At 60.0% G+C, this 19,068-nt stretch carries 14 protein-coding genes, 5 tRNA genes and 1 other RNA gene; 3 read left to right on the forward strand and 17 right to left on the reverse strand.

Features of this window, described 5'->3' with window-relative positions:
* Positions 1–18: 18 nt before the first annotated feature.
* The 17 genes from PHV01_RS08090 to dnaN all read right to left on the reverse strand — a co-directional run bounded on the left by PHV01_RS08090 (position 19) and on the right by dnaN (position 17,797).
* Positions 19–2,391, reverse strand: coding sequence for a PAS domain S-box protein (locus PHV01_RS08090; protein ID WP_337290650.1), 2,373 nt, complete (start codon positions 2,389–2,391; stop codon positions 19–21).
* Positions 2,392–2,454: 63 nt separating this feature from the next.
* Complete coding sequence (locus PHV01_RS08095) at positions 2,455–4,245, reverse strand: phosphoenolpyruvate carboxykinase (GTP) (protein ID WP_337290651.1); 1,791 nt, start codon at positions 4,243–4,245, stop codon at positions 2,455–2,457.
* Between the two features lie 180 nt (positions 4,246–4,425).
* Positions 4,426–4,500, reverse strand: a tRNA-Asn gene (locus PHV01_RS08100).
* Positions 4,501–4,636: 136 nt separating this feature from the next.
* Complete coding sequence (gene recR / locus PHV01_RS08105) at positions 4,637–5,236, reverse strand: recombination mediator RecR (RefSeq protein ID WP_337290652.1); 600 nt, start codon at positions 5,234–5,236, stop codon at positions 4,637–4,639.
* 7 nt (positions 5,237–5,243) lie between these two features.
* Positions 5,244–5,558, reverse strand: coding sequence for a YbaB/EbfC family nucleoid-associated protein (locus PHV01_RS08110; protein WP_337290653.1), 315 nt, complete (start codon positions 5,556–5,558; stop codon positions 5,244–5,246).
* Between the two features lie 18 nt (positions 5,559–5,576).
* Positions 5,577–7,334, reverse strand: coding sequence for a DNA polymerase III subunit gamma/tau (gene dnaX, locus PHV01_RS08115; protein ID WP_337290654.1), 1,758 nt, complete (start codon positions 7,332–7,334; stop codon positions 5,577–5,579).
* A 97-nt stretch (positions 7,335–7,431) separates the two neighbouring features.
* An RNA gene (gene ffs / locus PHV01_RS08120) (signal recognition particle sRNA large type) lies at positions 7,432–7,696 on the reverse strand.
* A gap of 17 nt (positions 7,697–7,713) precedes the next feature.
* Positions 7,714–8,664: an ADP-glyceromanno-heptose 6-epimerase gene (gene rfaD / locus PHV01_RS08125; RefSeq protein ID WP_337290655.1), complete on the reverse strand. Its 951-nt coding sequence runs from the start codon at positions 8,662–8,664 to the stop codon at positions 7,714–7,716.
* A 49-nt stretch (positions 8,665–8,713) separates the two neighbouring features.
* Positions 8,714–8,803, reverse strand: a tRNA-Ser gene (locus PHV01_RS08130).
* Between the two features lie 114 nt (positions 8,804–8,917).
* A tRNA-Ser gene (locus PHV01_RS08135) sits at positions 8,918–9,007 on the reverse strand.
* A gap of 74 nt (positions 9,008–9,081) precedes the next feature.
* A complete protein-coding gene (locus PHV01_RS08140; RefSeq protein ID WP_337290656.1) occupies positions 9,082–9,555 on the reverse strand; it encodes a nucleotidyltransferase in 474 nt (157 codons plus the stop codon).
* Between the two features lie 221 nt (positions 9,556–9,776).
* Positions 9,777–9,868 (reverse strand) — tRNA-Ser (locus PHV01_RS08145).
* A 106-nt stretch (positions 9,869–9,974) separates the two neighbouring features.
* Positions 9,975–10,060 (reverse strand) — tRNA-Ser (locus PHV01_RS08150).
* An 83-nt stretch (positions 10,061–10,143) separates the two neighbouring features.
* Positions 10,144–11,430, reverse strand: a complete 1,287-nt coding sequence (gene serS / locus PHV01_RS08155; protein WP_337290657.1) for a serine--tRNA ligase — start codon at positions 11,428–11,430, stop codon at positions 10,144–10,146.
* A 98-nt stretch (positions 11,431–11,528) separates the two neighbouring features.
* Positions 11,529–14,054, reverse strand: a complete 2,526-nt coding sequence (gyrA, locus tag PHV01_RS08160; RefSeq protein WP_337290658.1) for a DNA gyrase subunit A — start codon at positions 14,052–14,054, stop codon at positions 11,529–11,531.
* Positions 14,055–14,215: 161 nt separating this feature from the next.
* A complete protein-coding gene (gene gyrB, locus PHV01_RS08165; RefSeq protein WP_337290693.1) occupies positions 14,216–16,645 on the reverse strand; it encodes a DNA topoisomerase (ATP-hydrolyzing) subunit B in 2,430 nt (809 codons plus the stop codon).
* A 51-nt stretch (positions 16,646–16,696) separates the two neighbouring features.
* Positions 16,697–17,797, reverse strand: a complete 1,101-nt coding sequence (dnaN, locus tag PHV01_RS08170) for a DNA polymerase III subunit beta (protein ID WP_337290659.1) — start codon at positions 17,795–17,797, stop codon at positions 16,697–16,699.
* A gap of 466 nt (positions 17,798–18,263) precedes the next feature.
* Between dnaN and rpmH the strand changes: the two genes are divergently transcribed.
* The 3 genes from rpmH (at position 18,264) to yidD (ending at position 19,026) form a co-directional block, all read left to right on the forward strand.
* Positions 18,264–18,398: a 50S ribosomal protein L34 gene (rpmH, locus tag PHV01_RS08175; protein ID WP_337290660.1), complete on the forward strand. Its 135-nt coding sequence runs from the start codon at positions 18,264–18,266 to the stop codon at positions 18,396–18,398.
* Positions 18,399–18,467: 69 nt separating this feature from the next.
* Positions 18,468–18,833, forward strand: a complete 366-nt coding sequence (locus tag PHV01_RS08180; RefSeq protein ID WP_337290661.1) for a ribonuclease P protein component — start codon at positions 18,468–18,470, stop codon at positions 18,831–18,833.
* Positions 18,811–19,026: a membrane protein insertion efficiency factor YidD gene (gene yidD / locus PHV01_RS08185; protein WP_337290662.1), complete on the forward strand. Its 216-nt coding sequence runs from the start codon at positions 18,811–18,813 to the stop codon at positions 19,024–19,026. The genes PHV01_RS08180 and yidD overlap by 23 nt, the downstream gene beginning before the upstream one ends.
* The last annotated feature ends 42 nt before the right edge of the window (positions 19,027–19,068 follow it).

A 19,068-nucleotide genomic window follows, 5' to 3' on the forward strand; every position in this document is an offset into this window, starting at 1 on the left:
CGAACGGCGGCCTCCCCCTCAGGCGGTCGCGTCTGAACTCCCCGGTAAGCGCCCGGCAGGCGCGTGAGCATCGATGGCTGTGCGGATTGCAGTAGCCAGGTCGGCCTTAGAAAACGGCTTCCGAACATAACCGGCAACTCCCGAGCTTTTCAGGCTATGCTGAATCTCGTCCGGGGCATAGCCGGTGGCGACCAGCACCCTGATGTCAGGGTTGAGGGCGCGCAGGGCAGGGATCAGGTCTGCCGCCCCCATCCGGGGCATAATGGCGTCGGTAAGGACCAGGGCGATGTCGGGGTGCGCTTGGAAGATCGCTAGCGCCTCGACGCCATCTGCGGCGCTGAGGGCAGTGTATCCAAGGTCACTCAGGAGGACCTCTCCCAACTCTCGGGCCATCGGGTTGTCCTCCACCAACAGGAGCGTCTCGGTCCCCAGCGGCAGCGCCTTCGCGAGCGATGGCGTAGCTTCTGCCGGAGCGGAAACCAGAGGGAGGAAAATGTGAAAGGTGCTCCCTTGGCCTTCGGCCGTCTCCACCTCGATCCAACCCTCGTGCTGGTGAACGATCCCGTAGACCGAGGCCAGACCCAAGCCGGTCCCACTGCCGGGCTCCTTGGTCGTAAAGAAGGGCTCGAAGATTCGGTCCCGGATAGCAGCCGCGATGCCGGTCCCGGTATCGACCACAGTCAGACGGGCGAAGGCGCCCGACCGACGCTCCGGGTACCTATCCAGGCTCGTCTCGATAAACGTAACCGACGCTAGCCGAAGGGTCAGGGTCCCACCCTGGGGCATCGCATCACGGGCGTTGTTGGCAAGATTGAGAATAATCTGCTGCACCTGGGCGGCATCTGCGTTGACCACGAGGGGCTCGTGGGCCGGCTCCAGCGTGATGGTAATCGTCTCGGGAAGAGTTCGCTGTAACATCGTCGCCGTCTCTGTGAGCGGCACGTTCAGATCAAGCGGATTGCGTTGCAGCGGGGCCTTCCGCGCAAAGCTCAGCACCTGACTCACAAGACTCGCGGCTCGGCGGCCTATCTGTGGTACGCGGCTGAGACGACGATATGCCTTGCTTTCCGGGGGCATCTCCCCCAAGGCGAGTTCCGAGAAGCCGATAATCCCGTTCAGGAGATTATTGAAATCGTGTGCGATCCCCCCAGCCAAGAGGCCGACAGCCGCCAGCTTCTGCGACTGGCTGAGCTGCTCTTCGAGGCGTCTGCGCTCAGTGATGTCGCGTTTGATGGCGATGAAGTGGGAAATGTCTCCTCGCTCGTCCCGGACTGCGGTGATGGTTTGGTCCTCGGTGTAGAGGCTGCCATCCTTGCGGCGATTGACGATCTCGCCTTGCCACACTCTCCCGGACAGGATGGTCTCCCACAAATTCTGATAGAACGTCTGATCGTGTTCGCCGGACTTGAGGATGCGCGAGGTCCGCCCGATCGTCTCCTCCGCACTATAGCCTGTCAGCTCGGCAAAGGCCGGATTGGCCCAGATGATCGTACCGTTGCAATCGGTAATGATAATGCCGTTCGCAGTCGCCTCCAACGCCATGGCCTGAAGCCGGAGTTGCCCCTCGGCCTGCTTGCGCCCAGTGATATCCACCATGACACCGACGACGCTGTCAATACCGCCACCCCCATCACGCAGCGGCATCGTCCAAAGGCTGATATCGATCGGAGAGCCGTCTTTCTTCTGACGAACAACTTCGATGCCGGCGAGCGTTTCCCCTGCCAGCGCCCGACCGAGAAGGACCAGATGCTCCTGGTGTTTGTTCGGAGGGATGATGGGGTGCGGGCGTCCGAGGACTTCTGCTTTTTGCCAGCCGAAGATTCGTTCCGCTGCTCGGTTCCACAACCTAACAGTGCCTTCGCGATCCAGAACGGTAATGCCCATTGGCGAGGCCTCAATCACCGCCATAAGAAGGTCGTGCGTCTTGCGCAGGGCGAGCTCCGACCGCTTATGCTCGGTCACATCGCGTAGGATCCCCTGGAAGCCCACCACCCTGCCATCCTCCAGGATAGGAACCGGCTTCACCTCAACGAACGCGCGCGCTCCATCCGGGCGCATAATTTCAGTCGCTACGGCCTCAGTCGGGGTCCCGGTCTGCACGTCGCGGACGAATAGCTCTTTGATGCGGTTCAGTTCAACGGGGGTGATGAGTTCGAAGAAGCTGCGGCCTACGAGTTGTTCCGGGGTTTCAACGCCATGGATCCTGGCCAGCGACCGGTTAGCGAAGGTGATGACTCCCTGAGCGTCCACGACGAACAGCCCGTCGCTTACCTCGCTGACAAGCGCGCGATATTTTGCCTCGCTTTCCCGCAGGGCCTTCTCCGCCCGCCGGTATTCAGCGATTTCGGCGCGCGGCGCTTGATTCGGTATCGTCGGCTCTTCGGATCGCACTGGCAATCCCCCTTCTGCGTGTGAGGGGCGAATTGGAATAAGAATCGACTGCAGGGTTAGCGACTACGGTGTGCGCGGCGGCTCGGCGGCGTTCACGGGGACGCTGAGGCGGCTGAGCCGCTGGCGGAGCATTTCATGCTCCTGCCGAATCTGGACGGGTAGGCGCGAGGCAAGCCGGTCGAAAAACAGGCCCTGCTCCTCCTGCTCTGCCGCCCAGGCATCGCCATCGATCCTCAACAGCTCATCCATGGCTCCGGCCGGCAGCCTTAGCCCTTCCAGGTCCAGCGCATCAGATGTGGGAACGAAGCCGATAGGGGTCTCGACGGCCTTGCCCTGGCCTTGCACTCGCCCCAGGATCCACTTGAGGACGCGAATGTTTTCGCCAAAGCCGGGCCAGAGGAAGCGGTCGTTCTGGTCGGTCCGAAACCAGTTGACATGAAAGATCGCAGGAGGATGAGCGATCCGCGGACCCATGTCAAGCCAGTGGGCGAAATAGTCAGCCATATGATAGCCACAGAATGGGATCATCGCCATCGGGTCGCGTCGGGTGACCCCGACCGCACCAGACTGCGCGGCTGTCGTCTCAGAGGCCATGCCGGCCCCGACGAAGACGCCATGCTGCCAACTATATGATTGGTAAACGAGTGGCGCCACCCGGGCGCGGCGTCCGCCGAAGATGATCGCTGAGATGGGGACGCCCTCCGGATCCTCCCAGTGAGGGGAGATCGACGGACACTGCCTGGCGGGAAGCGTGAAACGCGAATTAGGATGAGCGGCCGCCCCCTCTCCAGGCGTCCAAGGGTTGCCGCGCCAATCAATGAGGCCATCGAGCGGTGTCGCGTCTTTTCCCTCCCACCACGGCTCTCCCTCCGGGGTGACGGCCACGTTGGTAAAGATCGTGTTCCGACCGACCGCAGCCATGATGTTGGGATTGGTCTTGACGCTGGTGCCGGGCGCAACACCGAAGAATCCAGCCTCCGGATTGATGGCCCGCAGCCGTCCGTCTGGCCCGATGTGCATCCAGGCAATGTCATCGCCCACGGTCCACACCTTGTAGCCAGAAAGCTGTAGAGGGGCGACAAGCATTGCCAGGTTGGTCTTGCCGCAAGCACTGGGAAAGGCGGCCGCCATATAGGTGACCTGCCCCGATGGATCTTCCAGCCCGATAATCAGGGTGTGCTCGGCTAACCAGCCCTCCTCTCGACCGATCCAACTGGCGATGCGAAGGGAGTGGCATTTCTTTCCCAACAGGGCGTTGCCCCCATACCCCGATCCGATGCTCCAGATGAGACGCTCCTCCGGAAAGTGAAGGATAAAGCGGCGGTCCGGGCTCAGGTCTCCGAGCGAATGCAGACCGCGTACAAAGCCGTCCGAGTCGCCGAGTCGTTCAAGTGCGATCTTCCCCATACGGGTCATGATCCGCATGTTGACGACGACGTAGGGGCTGTCGGTCAGTTCCACGCCGACCTTGCTGTAGGGAGAGCCGGGCGGACCCATAAGATACGGGACAATAAACATCGTCCGACCCCGCATGCTGCCCTCAAAGAGCTTCCCAACCTGCTCGCGCGCTTCCTTTGGCTCCATCCAGTTATTGGTCGGGCCCGCATCTTCCCTGCGAGACGCGCAGATGAAGGTCAGGTGTTCGGTCCTGGCCACGTCCGACGGATGGCTCCGATGCAGGTAGCACCCGGGGTAGCGCTGATGGTTCAGGCCAGTCAAGGTCCCGTCGCGAAGCATCCCCTCAATCAGGACCTGATGCTCCTCCTCTGACCCATCGCACCAGTGGATACGGTCGGGTCGGGTCACCCGCGCCACCTGATCCACCCACTGCTCTAACGCTCTATATTGGGGCATCTCGTCTCCCTAGAGTTGTGCCTCGCAAATCTCTTTCCATTCCGTTCGTGGTGAGCTTGTCGAATCCATGAACGGAACTCATTGAAATACTACGCCCTTCGGCGGGCTCATGGCGAACGGAATGTACAAAGACGCGTTGGATACGCTATGCCAGCAAGTCAATTTCCGATAATAACGAAATGGCTCCCCGGGTAGGACTCGAACCTACAACCTAGCGGTTAACAGCCGCTCGCTCCACCGTTGAGCTACCGGGGAATCTTAAGAACCCTAGAATTATATATAGCGGTCAGCAAAGAGCTGCCGACTGAAAACCGGAAATGGTCGCTAATTGCCTAAGTTATAGCGTATTTGGTAGATACGAGCAACGACTTTTTGGCGCGCCACGATCGCCTTACACCTCACGCCGCCCCTCCAACGACTTGGAAAGCGTCACTTCGTCGGCGTACTCCAGGTCACTGCCCATCGGCAGGCCGCGAGCGATTCGCGTGATCCGAATGGCCAATGGCTTCAGCAGGCGCGAGAGGTACATCGCCGTCGCCTCACCCTCGACGTTCGGATTCGTGGCCAGGATCACCTCTTTGATCTCCCCTCCATCCAGGCGCTGCAGAAGGGCCTTGGCCGTGAGCTGATCGGGACCGCGTCCCTCCAGCGGCGACAGCGACCCCCCCAGCACGTGGTACCGCCCCTTGAAGCTGGCAGTCTTCTCGATAGCCCACAGGTCGTTGGCCTCTTCCACCACGCACAGCGCCGATCCGTCTCGAGTCGGGTCGGCGCAAATGGGGCACTGCTCGCCCTCAGAGATGTTGTAGCAGACGGTACAGCTCTGGATCCGCTCTTTCAGCTCGATAATGGCCTGGGCCAACGCCACCGCCTCCTCCTTGGTGGCCTTGAGGAGGTGGAAGGTCAGGCGTTGGGCAGTCTTGGGGCCGATGCCGGGAAGGCGGACCAACTCGCCGATCAGCCGGACCAGGGGCGGGGCATAGCGGGCCACGGCTGCTCTACACCAGCCCCGGGGGCAGTCCCAGCCCGCCGGTCAGCCGACCCATCTCCTGGTTCATCAACTCGCGAGACTTTCGAAGCGCCTCATTGGCCGCCGCCACAACGAGGTCCTGCAGCATCTCCAATTCGTCCGGGCCGGCGACCTCTGGATCGATCTTTACCTCGACGACTTCGCCCTGACCGTTACAGACGACCGTAACCATCCCACCGCCCGCAGTTCCTTCAACCCTTTTTGTCGCAGCCTCCGCCTGAATCTTTTCCATCTCAGCCTTCATTCGCTGAGCCTGCTTCATCATGTTCCCGAAGTTCTTCATCTCATTCTCCCACACGCCCTATTCGGGCTGTTTCGTCCTGACCCGAACGACTTGGCCGTCAAACAACTCCACGGCCCGGCGCACCAGGGGATGACCCCGTAGCGCCTCCTGATCAGATGGCGCCATCTGCTGCTCCGGGGCGGCTATCTGCCGGGGCTCGCGCGGCGCGCGGCGCGCCTCGCTCGATCGCGGAGGCTGACGCAACTCGCTCTGGCCTGTGGTGAGCCCGGCCGAACCGCCCACCACAGGCGGATTGTCTGGCCTGCTGAATCGAAACTCAACCGTCAGGGGCCGCTCAAAGGCTTCGGTCGCGGCCGCAGCGACGAGGCGCCGGTTTTCAAGGTCGTTCAGCGTTGATCGCGCAAAGGGCGTCCCGTTTTCGAGCATCACAATGAGCCTGTCTCCCTCAAGCGCCACTCCTTTGGCCTCGGCGAGCAACGCGGTAAGCGACCGCTTCTTCCGTTCCAGCAGTCGCGTGATGCGGGCCCAGCCTTCCTGAGGACCCTGAGCGCTGTCGGCAGGAGGGAGGGGCGCAGCTTCAACCTGGGGGCGGGGGGCAAGGGGCGGGGGAGCGAGGGGAGCGGCGATCAGGGGGAGCGGCGCGAGCCCCGTGGCGGTTGTCCGCCCGGCCAGCAATTTTTCCTCCAGGGCGGACAGGCGATCCAGGAGCGTCTCAAGGGTTTGGAGTGACCGGGCCTCTGTCGCCTCGACCAGCGCCATCTCCAGGACAAACCGCGGATGCGGAGCGCGCCGCATCTCGAACTCGGCCCGGCTCAGGACCTGAAAGATCGTTTCAAGGTCTGCAAGCGTCAGGGCTGCCGCCTGTGAGCGAACCGTTTCCGGCGGCACGCGGCTTAACTGCAGCAGTGGGGTGGGGTCTTTGCTTACTTTTGAGATCATCAGATCGCGCAGGTGGGCCAGCAGTTCCTGGCAGAACCGCTGAAGGTCGTCCCCCCGGGCGCTGAGCGACTCAACGACCGCCAGGGCGAGTCCGCCGTCACGCTCGATGATCGCCTGGGTCGTCTGCGCCAGCAGCTCCCCCTCCACCAGCCCCAACACGACTGCGACGTCCTCCTCGCTCACCTCGTTCCCGCTATAGGCGATGACCTGATCCAGCAGGCTTTGGGCGTCTCTGAGGCTCCCCTCTGCGGCGCGGGCAATCGCCTTCATGGCGCCGTCTGACACGGTCGCCTCTTCCTCACAGGCGATCTGCTGAAGCCGCGGGAGAATCTCTTCCTGTCCCAGCCGCCGAAAGTCATGACGTTGGCAACGCGAGAGAATGGTCGGTGGGATCTTGTGCGCGTGGGTCGTCGCCAGAATGAAGATCACCCCGGGTGGCGGCTCTTCGAGCGTCTTCAGCAACGCATTGAAGGCCGGCTCGGTCAGCATATGGACTTCATCGATAATGATCACCTTGTGCTTATCGCGCGAGGGGGCATACCGCACGATCTCGCGCAGCTCCCGGACCTCGTCGATCCCGCGATTGGAGGCGCCGTCGATCTCCAGGCAGTCGACTGAGCGGCCCGCCGCAATCGCGTTGCAACTCGCGCACTCGCTGCACGGGTCGGGTGTGCGGCCCCGCTCGCAGTTGACGGCCTTCGCCAGGATGCGGGCGGTCGTCGTCTTCCCGACCCCGCGCGGACCCGTAAAGAGCAGGGCGTGGGCGATGCGATCTTTGGCGATCGCGTTCTTCAGGGTCTGGGTGACCGCTCGCTGGCCCACCACCTCATCGAAGTTCCGGGGTCGCCATCGCCTGGCGAGAACGAGGTACGACATCTGAAATCCAGGGTATAGGGTTTAGGGTATATAGGGTGTAGGGGGGGAGGGCCTGCTAGACCCTAAACCCTCCCCCCCTACACCCTGTCTTAATTGGCCGTGCACCCGCCGTCGATCGCGGCTACCGGGCTGCACCAGTGACCGAGGTTCCGGCCGGGTTTCCCCGCGGCACAGGAGCCTGTTTGTTTACCGCTGCTTCCTTCCGGACCTGGCGGGGTTCACAAACTCTCCTTGCGCGGGACCCAACCATCATCACGCCGATCGCTGGCCATCGCTCGAAGGCTTTAGACCTCGGGCGGGGATTCGATCCCGCTAGAGCGGATTGCGGGTACAGGGCACCGCTAACTCCCCATCTAGCACGGCCAAGTCTTATTCCTGCTTATGGCAACTCAGGCTGCCTCATGTCGGCTTCCATCAACTGCTTGGCGTATTCTGCAATCCCTTGATCGATCGGATACTTCGGAACATATCCGAGCTCCGCGCGCGCACGCGCCACATCAGCCTCGGTGTGCGGTTGATAGAATGGGTACGGGTTATCGAAGTAGTCGGGATCACGATCCGTCCCCAGGGCTTTGTTTAGGAGTGCGATGACCTCATTGAACGAGGTGGGGCGCCCGGAGCCGACATTATACACGCCGCTGTGATTGGTCTCTGCGGCCAGCAGCGTCGCCTCTACCACGTCTTTGACATACACAAAGTCTCGTGCTTGCTCCCCGTGCTTAAAGATCCGCGGTCGCTTGCCCGCTCGAATCTGCTCCGCCAACTGATAGATCATGCTGGCAGCAGCGCCTTTGTGGGATTCGCCCGGCCCGTACACGTTGAAATACCGAAGCCCGACGACCCTCCATTCGCGTGAGGTGTCAGCGTAACGCCGAGCCAGATTCTCCAGGAGCGCCTTCGAAAAGCCGTACACATTGGCAGGGCGGGCAGCCTGGTCTTCTCGCATCCGGCCCGAGTGGCAGACACCGTAAGTAGCGGCCGACGAGGCATAGACAAGAGGTGTCTGGGAGAGGCGCGCAAACTCCGCCACCCGCCGAAAGCCCTCCACGTTACTCCAGATCATCTGCCGCGCATCGGTGACGGTTGTATCGGTGATGGAAGCCAGGTGGAATACCACCCGAAATTCACCCGGCTGAAACCGGCCGAGGAGGTCTAACGACGCGAGGTCCTGGGCTACCAGGTCGCCTCGAAATCCAATCAGATTACTGAACTCGCCGGAGCGGAAATCATCGACAATGGTGACCCGAATATCCGGGTATCGCCGCTCCAGTTCCAGAGCCAGATTCGACCCGATAAAACCCGCGCCACCAGTGATCAGAGCGCTTTCCATCTTTACACACCTAACCCCCAACCCCTAAATCCCATACCCTGGTTTTTGATGGCGGAGAGGCCGGGATTCGAACCCGGGGCAGAGTTTCCCCTGCTCACGCTTTCCAGGCGTGCCAGTTAAACCGCTCCTGCACCTCTCCACAAAACTTCAGGGTTTAGGGTATAGGGGGTAGGGTGGAGGGGGAACAGCTACGCTCTGATCTCCGCCTTTGACCCTGAACCCTATGCCCTTCACCCTATACCCTGTTTTTCAATGGCGGAGAGGGGGGGATTCGAACCCCCGGAGCAGTTACCCGCTCAGCGGTTTTCGAGACCGCCCGATTCAACCACTCTCGCACCTCTCCACGACAAACAGCGCACAGCCATCAGCCGTTAGCTTTCAGCTTTAGCTGAGGGCTGACAGATGACAGCGTTCTGCCTATACCCTGCTGTTCTTCGCCCGTTTGGCGCGCCGGAGGACGCGCACATCCGCACGATCCTGGGCTCTGCCGGCTGCTTCTTTGGCCTGGATCAAATCGTCAAGCCCAAGATAGTAGGTCTTGACAGATCCAAAAATGGCCTCTGTCTTTCTCTTCCATGCCGCACCGAAGCTTCGGCACCCCGGTATCTGCGAGGCCAAGTCTATTCGAACCGGCGCAACCCCCAACTGGATAATCCACCGCGGGTCCGTCAAATCTGCGACCCCGTAACCCAGATCGACGTCTCCAAAGAAGTCTCGTAGCGCGTCGAGAGCCCTCTGGGCGTTCGCCGCAGTGGGGTCCAGCAGGATATCAAGATCCTTCGTGGCGCGCGGACGGGCGTGGAACGCGACCGCGTAGGCGCCGATCACCAGATACCGGACTCCATGGGCGTTCAATGCGGCGATGAACTCTTCGTAGTCTTGGAACGGCATTGCGCCCCCGCGTTTGCAGACACGCTGTCAACGCCTCAGCGACGGCCTCCACACGCTCCTCTGGGGTGAGCTCTTCGTACCAGAAGCGAAAGTCTTCTTTCTCTGCTTCTCTCCACGGGACCTTCGCAATCGTCCAGATTCTGCCCTGGCCGTCGATAACCTGTCTGCGTTCGGTCATGCCCATACCCTCATACCCTACACCCTATACCCTGCTTTTAAATTGGCGGAGAGGCCGGGATTCGAACCCGGGCTGCACCTTTCGGCGCAGACTCGCTTAGCAGGCGAGCACCTTCGGCCACTCGGTCACCTCTCCGCATAACGACAGGGGTTAGGGGATGGGGGGGTAGGGTGCAGGAACCCATCCACCATCACTTCACACTCTAACCCCTAATCTCTAATCCCTATCCCCCGCTCTTTTGTGGCGGAGGGGGTAGGATTCGAACCCACGAGGCTTTCGCCTAACGGTTTTCAAGACCGCCGCCTTCAACCACTCGGCCACCCCTCCGTGAAAAACAGGGTATAGGGATCTGGGGTTGGGGGCAAGGCAAATTCTCGACCCTCGAATACTATTCCCTGGCCCCTTATCCCCTAACCCCTGTTCTTACTGATCAGTTCAAGGCCATCCATGTACGGCCTGAGCGCCTCCGGAACCGTGACGGTGCCGTCGGCTTCCTGGAAGTTCTCTAGGATCGCCAGCCAGGTCCGCCCCACCGCGACCCCTGACCCGTTCAACGTGTGCACATACTGCGGTGCCGCCTTGGGCGAGGGCCGGTAGCGGATATTGGCCCGCCTCGCCTGAAACGTCTCACAGTTGCTGATCGACGAGACCTCCCGATATGCCTCCTGGCTCGGGATCCAGAGCTCGATATCATAGGTCTTTGCGGCCGCAAACCCCAAGTCGACCGTGCAGAGCGCCACCACCCGATAAGGCAGGTCCAGCCGCTGCAGGACCGTCTCCGCGTGCCGCGTCATCTCTTCCAGCGCGTCATAGGAGCGCTCGGGCTCTGCGAACTTCACCAGCTCCACCTTGTTGAACTGGTGCTGCCGCATGAGGCCCCGCGTATCTTTGCCGTAGGAGCCCGCCTCCCGCCGAAAGCAGGGGGTATAGGCGACGTAAGAAAGAGGCAGCGTTCCGGGCGGCAGGATCTCCTCGCGGTGAAGGTTGGTCACCGGGACCTCTGCCGTCGGGATCATGTAGAGCCCCTCGTCCTTGGTCTTGAAAAGCTCCTCGCCAAACTTGGGGAGCTGACCCGTCCCGCGCATGGCGTCGGCGTTCACCAGTAATGGCGGGAGGACCTCCGTGTAGCCGTGCTCCTTCCCATGCAGGTCAAGCATGAAGCCGACCAGCGCGCGCTCCAGCCTGGCCCCAACCCCCTTGAGGACGGCAAAGCGCGATTGTGCGATCGCGGCCGCTCGCTCGAAGTCCAGGATCCCCAGTGCCTCTCCGAGCTCCCAGTGAGATTTCGGCGCGAAGTGAAACTGACGCGGGACACCCCATCGCCTGACTTCAACATTATCCTCGGCAGATTTTCCGATCGGGACGGAAGCATGCGGCAGATTAGGGAGAAACAGCGCGGCTTCCTGTTGGATCTCTTCCTTTTCCTTGAGTTGTTTCTCCAGACCATTGAGAAGCGGCGCCTCTGTGGTGACTCGTGCGACGACGTCGTTTGTGTTTTTACCTTGTCGCTTGAGTTCGGCAACCTCTTTGGACAGCTCGTTGCGCCTCTGCCTGAGCCTTTCCACTTCGGCGAGTATGGCTCGCCGCTCAACGTCGAGCTGAACAAACTCGTCAAAAATTGAGGGCGTAGCGCCTCTTGCTGCAAGTCGCTCGCGCACAATCTCGACGTTGTCACGAACATATTTCAGATCCAGCACGGCCGTCCTTCTGGTCTAAGGTTTCCACCCGGGCACCCGCCGCACCCGCCGCAGTCGCGTAGGCAGAGGGGTCACTATATCACGCCCCCCGACGTCTCTCAAGCCTCGTCGAGCGGATCCGCTTCCCCTCCCGGTTCTGGTAGGGGCTCCGACGCTGCCGGCTCTCCTTCGCCATCTTCGTCGCTCACCAGCCGCGTCACTGCGGCCACGCGATCGCTGGGCGTGAGTCCCTGCAGCCGCACCCCTTGGGTCGCCCTCCCGATGAGGCTGATCTCATCCACTCGCAGCCTCGTAATTCTTCCTTCCTGAGAAATCATCATGATCTGATCGCCGGGCCGCACCAGCATCATCCCAACCCCGGGACCGTTTCTGTCGGTGATCCGGATGTTGATGATCCCCTTGCCGCCCCGACTCTGCAACCGGTACTCTTCGGGGTCGGTCCGCTTGCCGTACCCCCGCTCCGTCACCGTGAGAACTGCCGCGCCCTGCGACACCACCTCGGCCCCAACCACCTCATCGTTCGCTTCCAGCGAGATCCCCTTGACGCCGCGGGCCCCCCGTCCGACAGGCCGGACCTCGTCCTCTTTAAATCGGATCGCCATCCCCCCCTTGGTGCCAAGCAGGATCTCGTCGTCCCCTTTGGTCATCCGGACGGCAATCAACTCGTCCCCCTCATCCAGCGTAAGAGCAATAATGCCCCCGGCCCTTGGGTTGTCGTAGGCGTTGAGCTCGGTCTTCTTGATGATCCCCCGCTTGGTTACCATCAGAAGGTAGCGATCTACCTCAAATTGACGGATCGGGATCATGGTGGTGATTTTCTCCTCGGCCCCCAGTTGCAAGAAGTTGATAAGGGGCTTGCCTTTCGCCGCATGTCCGAGTTGGGGCAGTTCGTGCACCTTGAGCCAATGCACCTTCCCCTGGTTCGTGAAGAGCAGGAGGTAGCTGTGGGTCGTGGCGACGAAGAGGTGCTCCACGTAGTCCTCTTCTTTGGTCGCCATCCCGGTCATCCCCTTGCCTCCTCGGCGCTGGCTCCGATAGACATTGAGGTTGCTCCGCTTGATATAGCCGCTATGAGTAATGGGAATGACCATCTCCTCGTCGGCCAGCATGTCCTCCAGCTCGATCTCCGCCGTCTCTTCGAGGATCTGTGTGCGGCGTGGGTCGGCATACGTCTCCCTCAAGGCCGCCAACTCCTCCTTGATGATCTGGCACACCAGGGCTTCGCTGGCCAGAATGGCGCGGTACCGCTCGATGGCCGCTATGGTCTCGCTGTATTCGTCCTGGATCTTCTGTCGCTCAAGTTGTGTCAGGCGCTGCAGGCGAAGATCGAGGATTGCCTGGGCCTGGATCTGGCTCATCCCGAACTGGTCCATCAACCCAGCGCGGGCGTCGTCCACCGAACGGGACCGGCGGATGAGGGCAATGACCGCGTCCAGATGGTCCAGCGCAGTCCGATACCCCTCCAAGATGTGGGCCCGTTCCTCGGCTTTCCTGAGGTCGAAGCGGGTCCGCCGAATGACGATGGTCTTCCGGTGATCGATGAAGTGCTGGAGCGTCTCCTTCAGCGCCAGCACCTTCGGCTGGTTGTCCACGAGGGCCAGCATAATCACGCCGAAGGTGGATTGCATTGCGGTGTGTTTATAGAGCTGATTGAGGATTGGGGGGGCCATCTCGTCCTTTTTGAGCTCGATGACGATTCGCATCCCCTCCCGATCCGACTCATCCCGCAAGTCTGAGATCCCCTCGATCTTCCGATCTCGAACCAGTTCGGCGATCCGCTCGATCAGCTTCGCCTTGTTCACCTGATACGGTAGCGCCGAGACAATGATACTCTCCCTGCCGCCCCTGCCCTTCTCCACAAACGCCTTCGCGCGCATCCGGACCAGGCCCCGGCCCGTCAGGTAGGCGTCCCGGATCCCGGCCCTGCCATAGATATAGGCGCCCGTTGGAAAGTCCGGCCCGGGCAGCACAGCCATCAGCCGATCCAGTGTCGTGGCCGGGTCCTCAAGCAGCAGCAGCAGAGCATCGACCGTCTCGCCGAGGTTGTGAGGCGGAATGTTGGTGGCCATCCCGACTGCGATTCCCGAGGAGCCGTTGACCAGCAGATTTGGCAGCGCTGCCGGCAGCAGCGTCGGCTCTTCGAGTGTATCGTCGAAGTTTGGCGCCAGATCCACCGTCTCTTTATCGATGTCCCGGAGCATCTCCTGGGCGATCTTCGCCAGCCGGACCTCGGTATACCGCATCGCTGCGGGCGCGTCTCCGTCCACTGAGCCGAAGTTGCCTTGGCCATCGATGAGAGGGTATCGCATCGAAAAGTCCTGGACCAGGCGGACAATCGTATCGTAGACCGCCGTGTCACCGTGGGGATGGTACTTTCCCAGGACCTCGCCCACGACGCGGGCTGCTTTCTTATGGGGGCGGCCCCAGGTAAGTCCCAGCTCTTGCATGGCATAGAGCACCCGGCGATGGACGGGTTTGAGTCCGTCCCGCACGTCAGGGAGGGCCCGGCCGATGATGACGCTCATGGCGTAGTCCAGATACGACCGGCGCATCTCCTCGTGGATGTCCGTGGGTCTGACCTCGCCCACCTGATTTAACGAGATGGGCTGTTGCTCCTCAGGCATTCGTTTCTCCTGTTCCATACAAACGAAAATGGCCCGATTTTCGGGCCTTGGCACAATGCGAGTTCAGGGTTGAGAGTTCATGGTTCATAGTCATGCCCCCCTTCTACTGAAAATCTGGGGTGTCCTCCGTCTATGAACTCTGAACTATGAACTATTCAGTCCTAAATGTCCAGATTGCTGGCCTCTGGGGCGTGTCGCTCGATAAAGAGCCGCCGCGGCTCCACCTGGTCGCCCATCAGGGTGGTAAAGATCTGCTCGGCGGCAACTGCGTCCTCGACCCTCACCCGGAGCAGCGTCCGGCTTTCCGGGTTCATCGTCGTCTGCCAAAGCTGCTCCGGGTTCATCTCTCCAAGGCCCTTATACCGCTGGATCGCTAACCCCTTCCTGGCTGCGGCCATACTCTTGTCAAGCAGATCGTTCCAAGACTCCGCGGGGGCAACGCCGCTCTCCGCCACCACCCTGAAGGGGGGGGGCCCAAGTCCGGAGAGCGCAGCGGCGGCAGTCTCCAACTCTCGATATTCCGGGGACCCGACAAGCTCCTGGTCGACAGTGGCCTGGCTTCGCTGCCCCTGCGCGTTGGGCCCAAGACTGAGAATAAGCCGATGTATCTCCCGCTCATCGTCCCACTCCATACGCCCTTCGGCCGGCCCCAGTCGCGCGGCGTGAGCCTGCAGTGAGTCAAGTAGCCTCGCCAGAAGCTGCTGAGTCCTCTCTTCATCCTTCAAAGCCCCACGGACGGCGCCGCCGGCTCGCACTAATGCCGCCACGACGTCGGGGTGTCGCCCTCGGCGTTCCATCGCCCGAAGGCAACTATGCCAGGTCAACAGCTTCCGCAATATGCCGTGGAGGCGCTGTCCGGTCCAGGGCGTCCCGCCGTTGCTGCCTTCTATCTGGAGCGCCTCGGCGGCTGTCTCCAGCAGAAACTCCTCCATCGCACGGTCGTTCTTCAGGTACCGCTCAGCCCTCCCTCTTTTCACCTTGTAGAGGGGTGGCTGCGCGATGTACAGGTGGCCATCATCGACGACCTGGCGAAGGTGCCGAAAGAAGAAGGTCAGCAGTAGGGTCCGGATGTGCTCCCCGTCCACATCGGCATCGGTCATAAGGATAATTCGGTGATAGCGCAGCCGCCCGATGTCGAATTCGGGATCGATGCCCGCCCCCAGCGCCGAGATGAGGACCCGGATCTCCGTTGATGAAAGCATCCTGTCGGCCCGCGCCCGTTCAGTGTTCAAAATCTTTCCCCTCAGCGGCAGGATAGCCTGGAACCGTCGGTCGCGCCCCTGCTTCGCTGAACCGCCGGCCGAATCTCCCTCAACGATGTATAACTCGCAGAGGGCAGGGTTTTTCTCTGAGCAGTCGGCCAGCTTCCCCGGTAAGTCATCACCATCGAGTGGCCCCTTCCGGCGCGCTAATTCCTTTGCCTTGCGGGCCGCCTCGCGCGCGCGGGCCGCTTCGGTCGCCTTCTCAACGATGCGCCGGCCGATCGCCGGGTTCTCTTCCAGATATTCTGCCAGCTTCTCGTTGACAATGGTTTCGACCAGGCCTTTCATGTCGGGGTTGTTCAGGCGGGCCTTGGTTTGTCCCTCAAATTGGGGGTTGGGAAGCTTCACGCTGATGACGGCGGTCAGCCCTTCGCGGATGTCGTCGCCGGTCACCGTTGCCTTCAAGTTCTTGAGCAGGTCGTGCGATGCTGCATAGCTGTTAATCGTTCTGGTTAGGGCCGATCGAAATCCAATCAGGTGCGTGCCGCCATCATGGGTATTAATGTTGTTGGCAAAGGAGAATACCGTCTCGCCGTATCCGTCGTTATACTGGATGGCTACCTCGACAACGGTCGTATCGCGCTGGACTTCGATGTAGATTGGCTTCGGATGGAGCACGACCTTGTTCTCATTGAGCAGCTCAACAAATGACCTGATGCCCCCCGTATAGTAGAACTCCCGCGCCTCGTTGATCCGCTCATCGGCCAGCCGAATACGTAGACCCTTATTGAGAAACGACAGCTCGCGCAGGCGATTGCTGAGGGTATCCAGGCTGAATGTCCGGTCTTCGAAGATCTCGTGGTCGGGAACGAACGTCACGCGGGTTCCGGTCTTCCGGGCCTTGCCGACCTCTTCAAGATCGCCCGTCGGCTTGCCCCGCTCATACTGTTGTAGATATCGCTTGCCGTCACGCCAGATTTCGACCTCGAGCCGCTCTGCGAGCGCATTCACCACGGAGAGGCCGACACCGTGCAAGCCGCCCGACACCTTATAGGCCGAATTGTCAAACTTGCCCCCAGCGTGGAGGGTGGTCATCACCACCTCCAGGGCTGGTCGGCCGGTCTGCTCATGGATATCGACCGGGATGCCGCGCCCGTTGTCCACGATGGTGACGCTGTTGTCGGAATGAACTGTGACCTCCACCTGGTCGCAGTATCCAGCGAGCGCCTCGTCCACGCTGTTGTCTACGACTTCGTACACCAGGTGATGGAGTCCTTCGAACCCGGTGCTGCCGATGTACATCGCGGGACGCTTCCGCACGGCCTCGAGACCCTCGAGGACCCTGATCTGGGCGGCATCGTAGACGTCGATTTGTTCGGCGGCGTCCATATTGAGATCTCTAGGTTCTCTATTCATGCTCCCCTTATTGTCCACTGAACGTTAGATCCTCATCGGCATGATTACACAGGTATATCGCTTGTCATCCTTACCGGCAAATAACGCCGGGCTGAGCGGGTCCTGTAACCGGATCGTCGCCTGCTCCGTCGTAAGCACGCCCAGGAAGTCCAGGATGTATCGTGCGTTGAACCCCACACTCATCTCTTCGTGCTGATACTCGACGTCGAGGTGTTCTCGCGCCTCTCCAAGGTCGAGATTGACACAACTGAGCAGAAGTCTCCCTGGGGTGAGCTTCATTGTGGTGGGAAGGGCGCGCTCACCCAGGATAGTGGAAGTCCGGCGAAGCCCGGCCAGGAACGCCTCACGATTTACCGTGACCTCCTTGGTCGCATTTGCGGGGATGACCTGTTCGTAGTTGGGAAACTGTCCCTCAATGAGGCGCGCATCAATCAAGGTGTCATCGGTCTGGAGAAGGAGGTGATTGTCTGAGATCTCAATTTCGATCTCGCCGGGTTCTTCTCGCAAGAGCTTGAGCGTCTCGGCCGCGGCCTTCCGTGGAATAATCGCATCCATCGGGTTACCGTCTTTTAAAACGTCATCGTCTAAGTTGGTCATGGCAAGGCGATGGCCGTCAGTAGCCACCATCTTGACATCCTTTGGCGTCACACGGAAGAGGATTCCATTCAAGGTGTAGCGAGTCTGGTCAGAGGAAACCGCGAACAGTGTCCGTCGAATCATGTCGCGGAATAGGCGACGATCAAGGACAATCCCCTTCTGTTTAGGTTCGCGCATCGATGGAAAGTCGTCCCTCGATAGACCCTTAATCCTAAATTCTGAGTTTCCACATGTGATGGTCGCTGTGAGTTCCGTATCGACTACGAGGTCTACGGATGTAGCAGGGAGTTCGCGAACAATTTCATACAGCTTTCTGGCTGAAAGCGCAACAGACCCCTCCCTCAAGACCTGCCCCGGCACCCGTTTCCGTACACCGACATCCAAATCCGTTCCAAATACCGACAGATATGAAGAGGTGGATTCGAGAAGGAGATGTGAGAGGATGGGAAGACTTCGCTTGGTTTCTACAACAGCCTGGATCGGCCCGACGCCATTCAACAGATCGTCCCGCAACACCTTGATGTGCATGTACCCCTCACCTCTTCGAAAGTGTTGTATTACTATTCTTTGAATGAACTAAGTAAAAACTTAAAGATCGGAGTAGTAATAGGACCCCTGGAAATGTGGATGAACCACCAAACCCCTAAACCTTCACGCCTTTCAATGGCTGATGCTATGTCAAGTGTTGTGTATAAACGGTACATTCACTGAGGGCGTCAACAGCTATTAACAGACTACCCCCAGGAAATGACAACTTCCTAAATCTACTCACTTACACACACCTTGTCCACACCTGTTGAAAAACTCCTATAGCTTTAAATATCAGTAGTTAGCAAGGATTTCGACTAAACGGAGCAAAAAGAAAGCAATATCAGCCAACCTCGTCGTCCCCGTGCGCTATTTAGGCTTGACAGCAGCGATGCCGCAAGCTATATTGACCCTTGCTTTCATCATGAACGGGGGAATAAACCTTACTGCTCAATAGGAACTCATCATGAAACGGACATACCAACCCAACAAAAGTAAGCGAAAACGAACGCATGGCTTCCTTACTCGAATGAGCACCCCAAACGGCCGAAAGGTCATCAAGCGAAGAAGGGCAAAGGGGCGAAAAAGACTCACCGTGTAATGTTGCCCCACGCTTCCGCTAGGCGCCGCCAACCCAATCATTCTCAAGCTCAAGAGATCGATCGGAGAGATGCGACAACCGGAATCGGGCCGTGCAGCCCGGCCAAGAAGGGCTTTAAATACAAATTATTTTACTCTGTATGCAAGGTTTCCGTCAACTAAAAAACAAGAGCTCAGGCTGGCTTTTGGAACACGTGCGGGCACTGCAACTGTTCGGAATAAAGCTAAACGCTTGGCGCGTGAGACATTTCGGCTCAACCGCCATCAGCTTCCCCAAGGCATTGAAATTGTGATTACCGCGAAGAAGGGCATTGGTGCGCTTAGCCGACGCGATATGAGAGGTCAGATCTTTGACCTTTTTGAGCGCGCACGCAGACTCTCGCCTTCCAGTTCCTCTGAAGCGGGTCGGCCAGATGACATCAGCGAACATCGCTAGAGGTATTCTGCTGGCGTACAAGACCATTGTGTCGCCGCTTCTTCCGCCGGCTTGCAGGTTTTACCCTTCTTGTGCCGATTATGCCCATGAGGCGATAGGCAGGTACGGATTGGCGCGAGGCCTGCTTCTCGCCGTACATCGTCTCGCCCGATGTCACCCGTGGTGCCAGGGTGGATACGACCCGGTGAAATAAGGGGCCACCTTTTCGGGCGCTTAGCCTCCGGAATAGGAGTTA

Source organism: Candidatus Methylomirabilis sp., assembly GCF_028716865.1.
GTDB lineage: Bacteria > Methylomirabilota > Methylomirabilia > Methylomirabilales > Methylomirabilaceae > Methylomirabilis.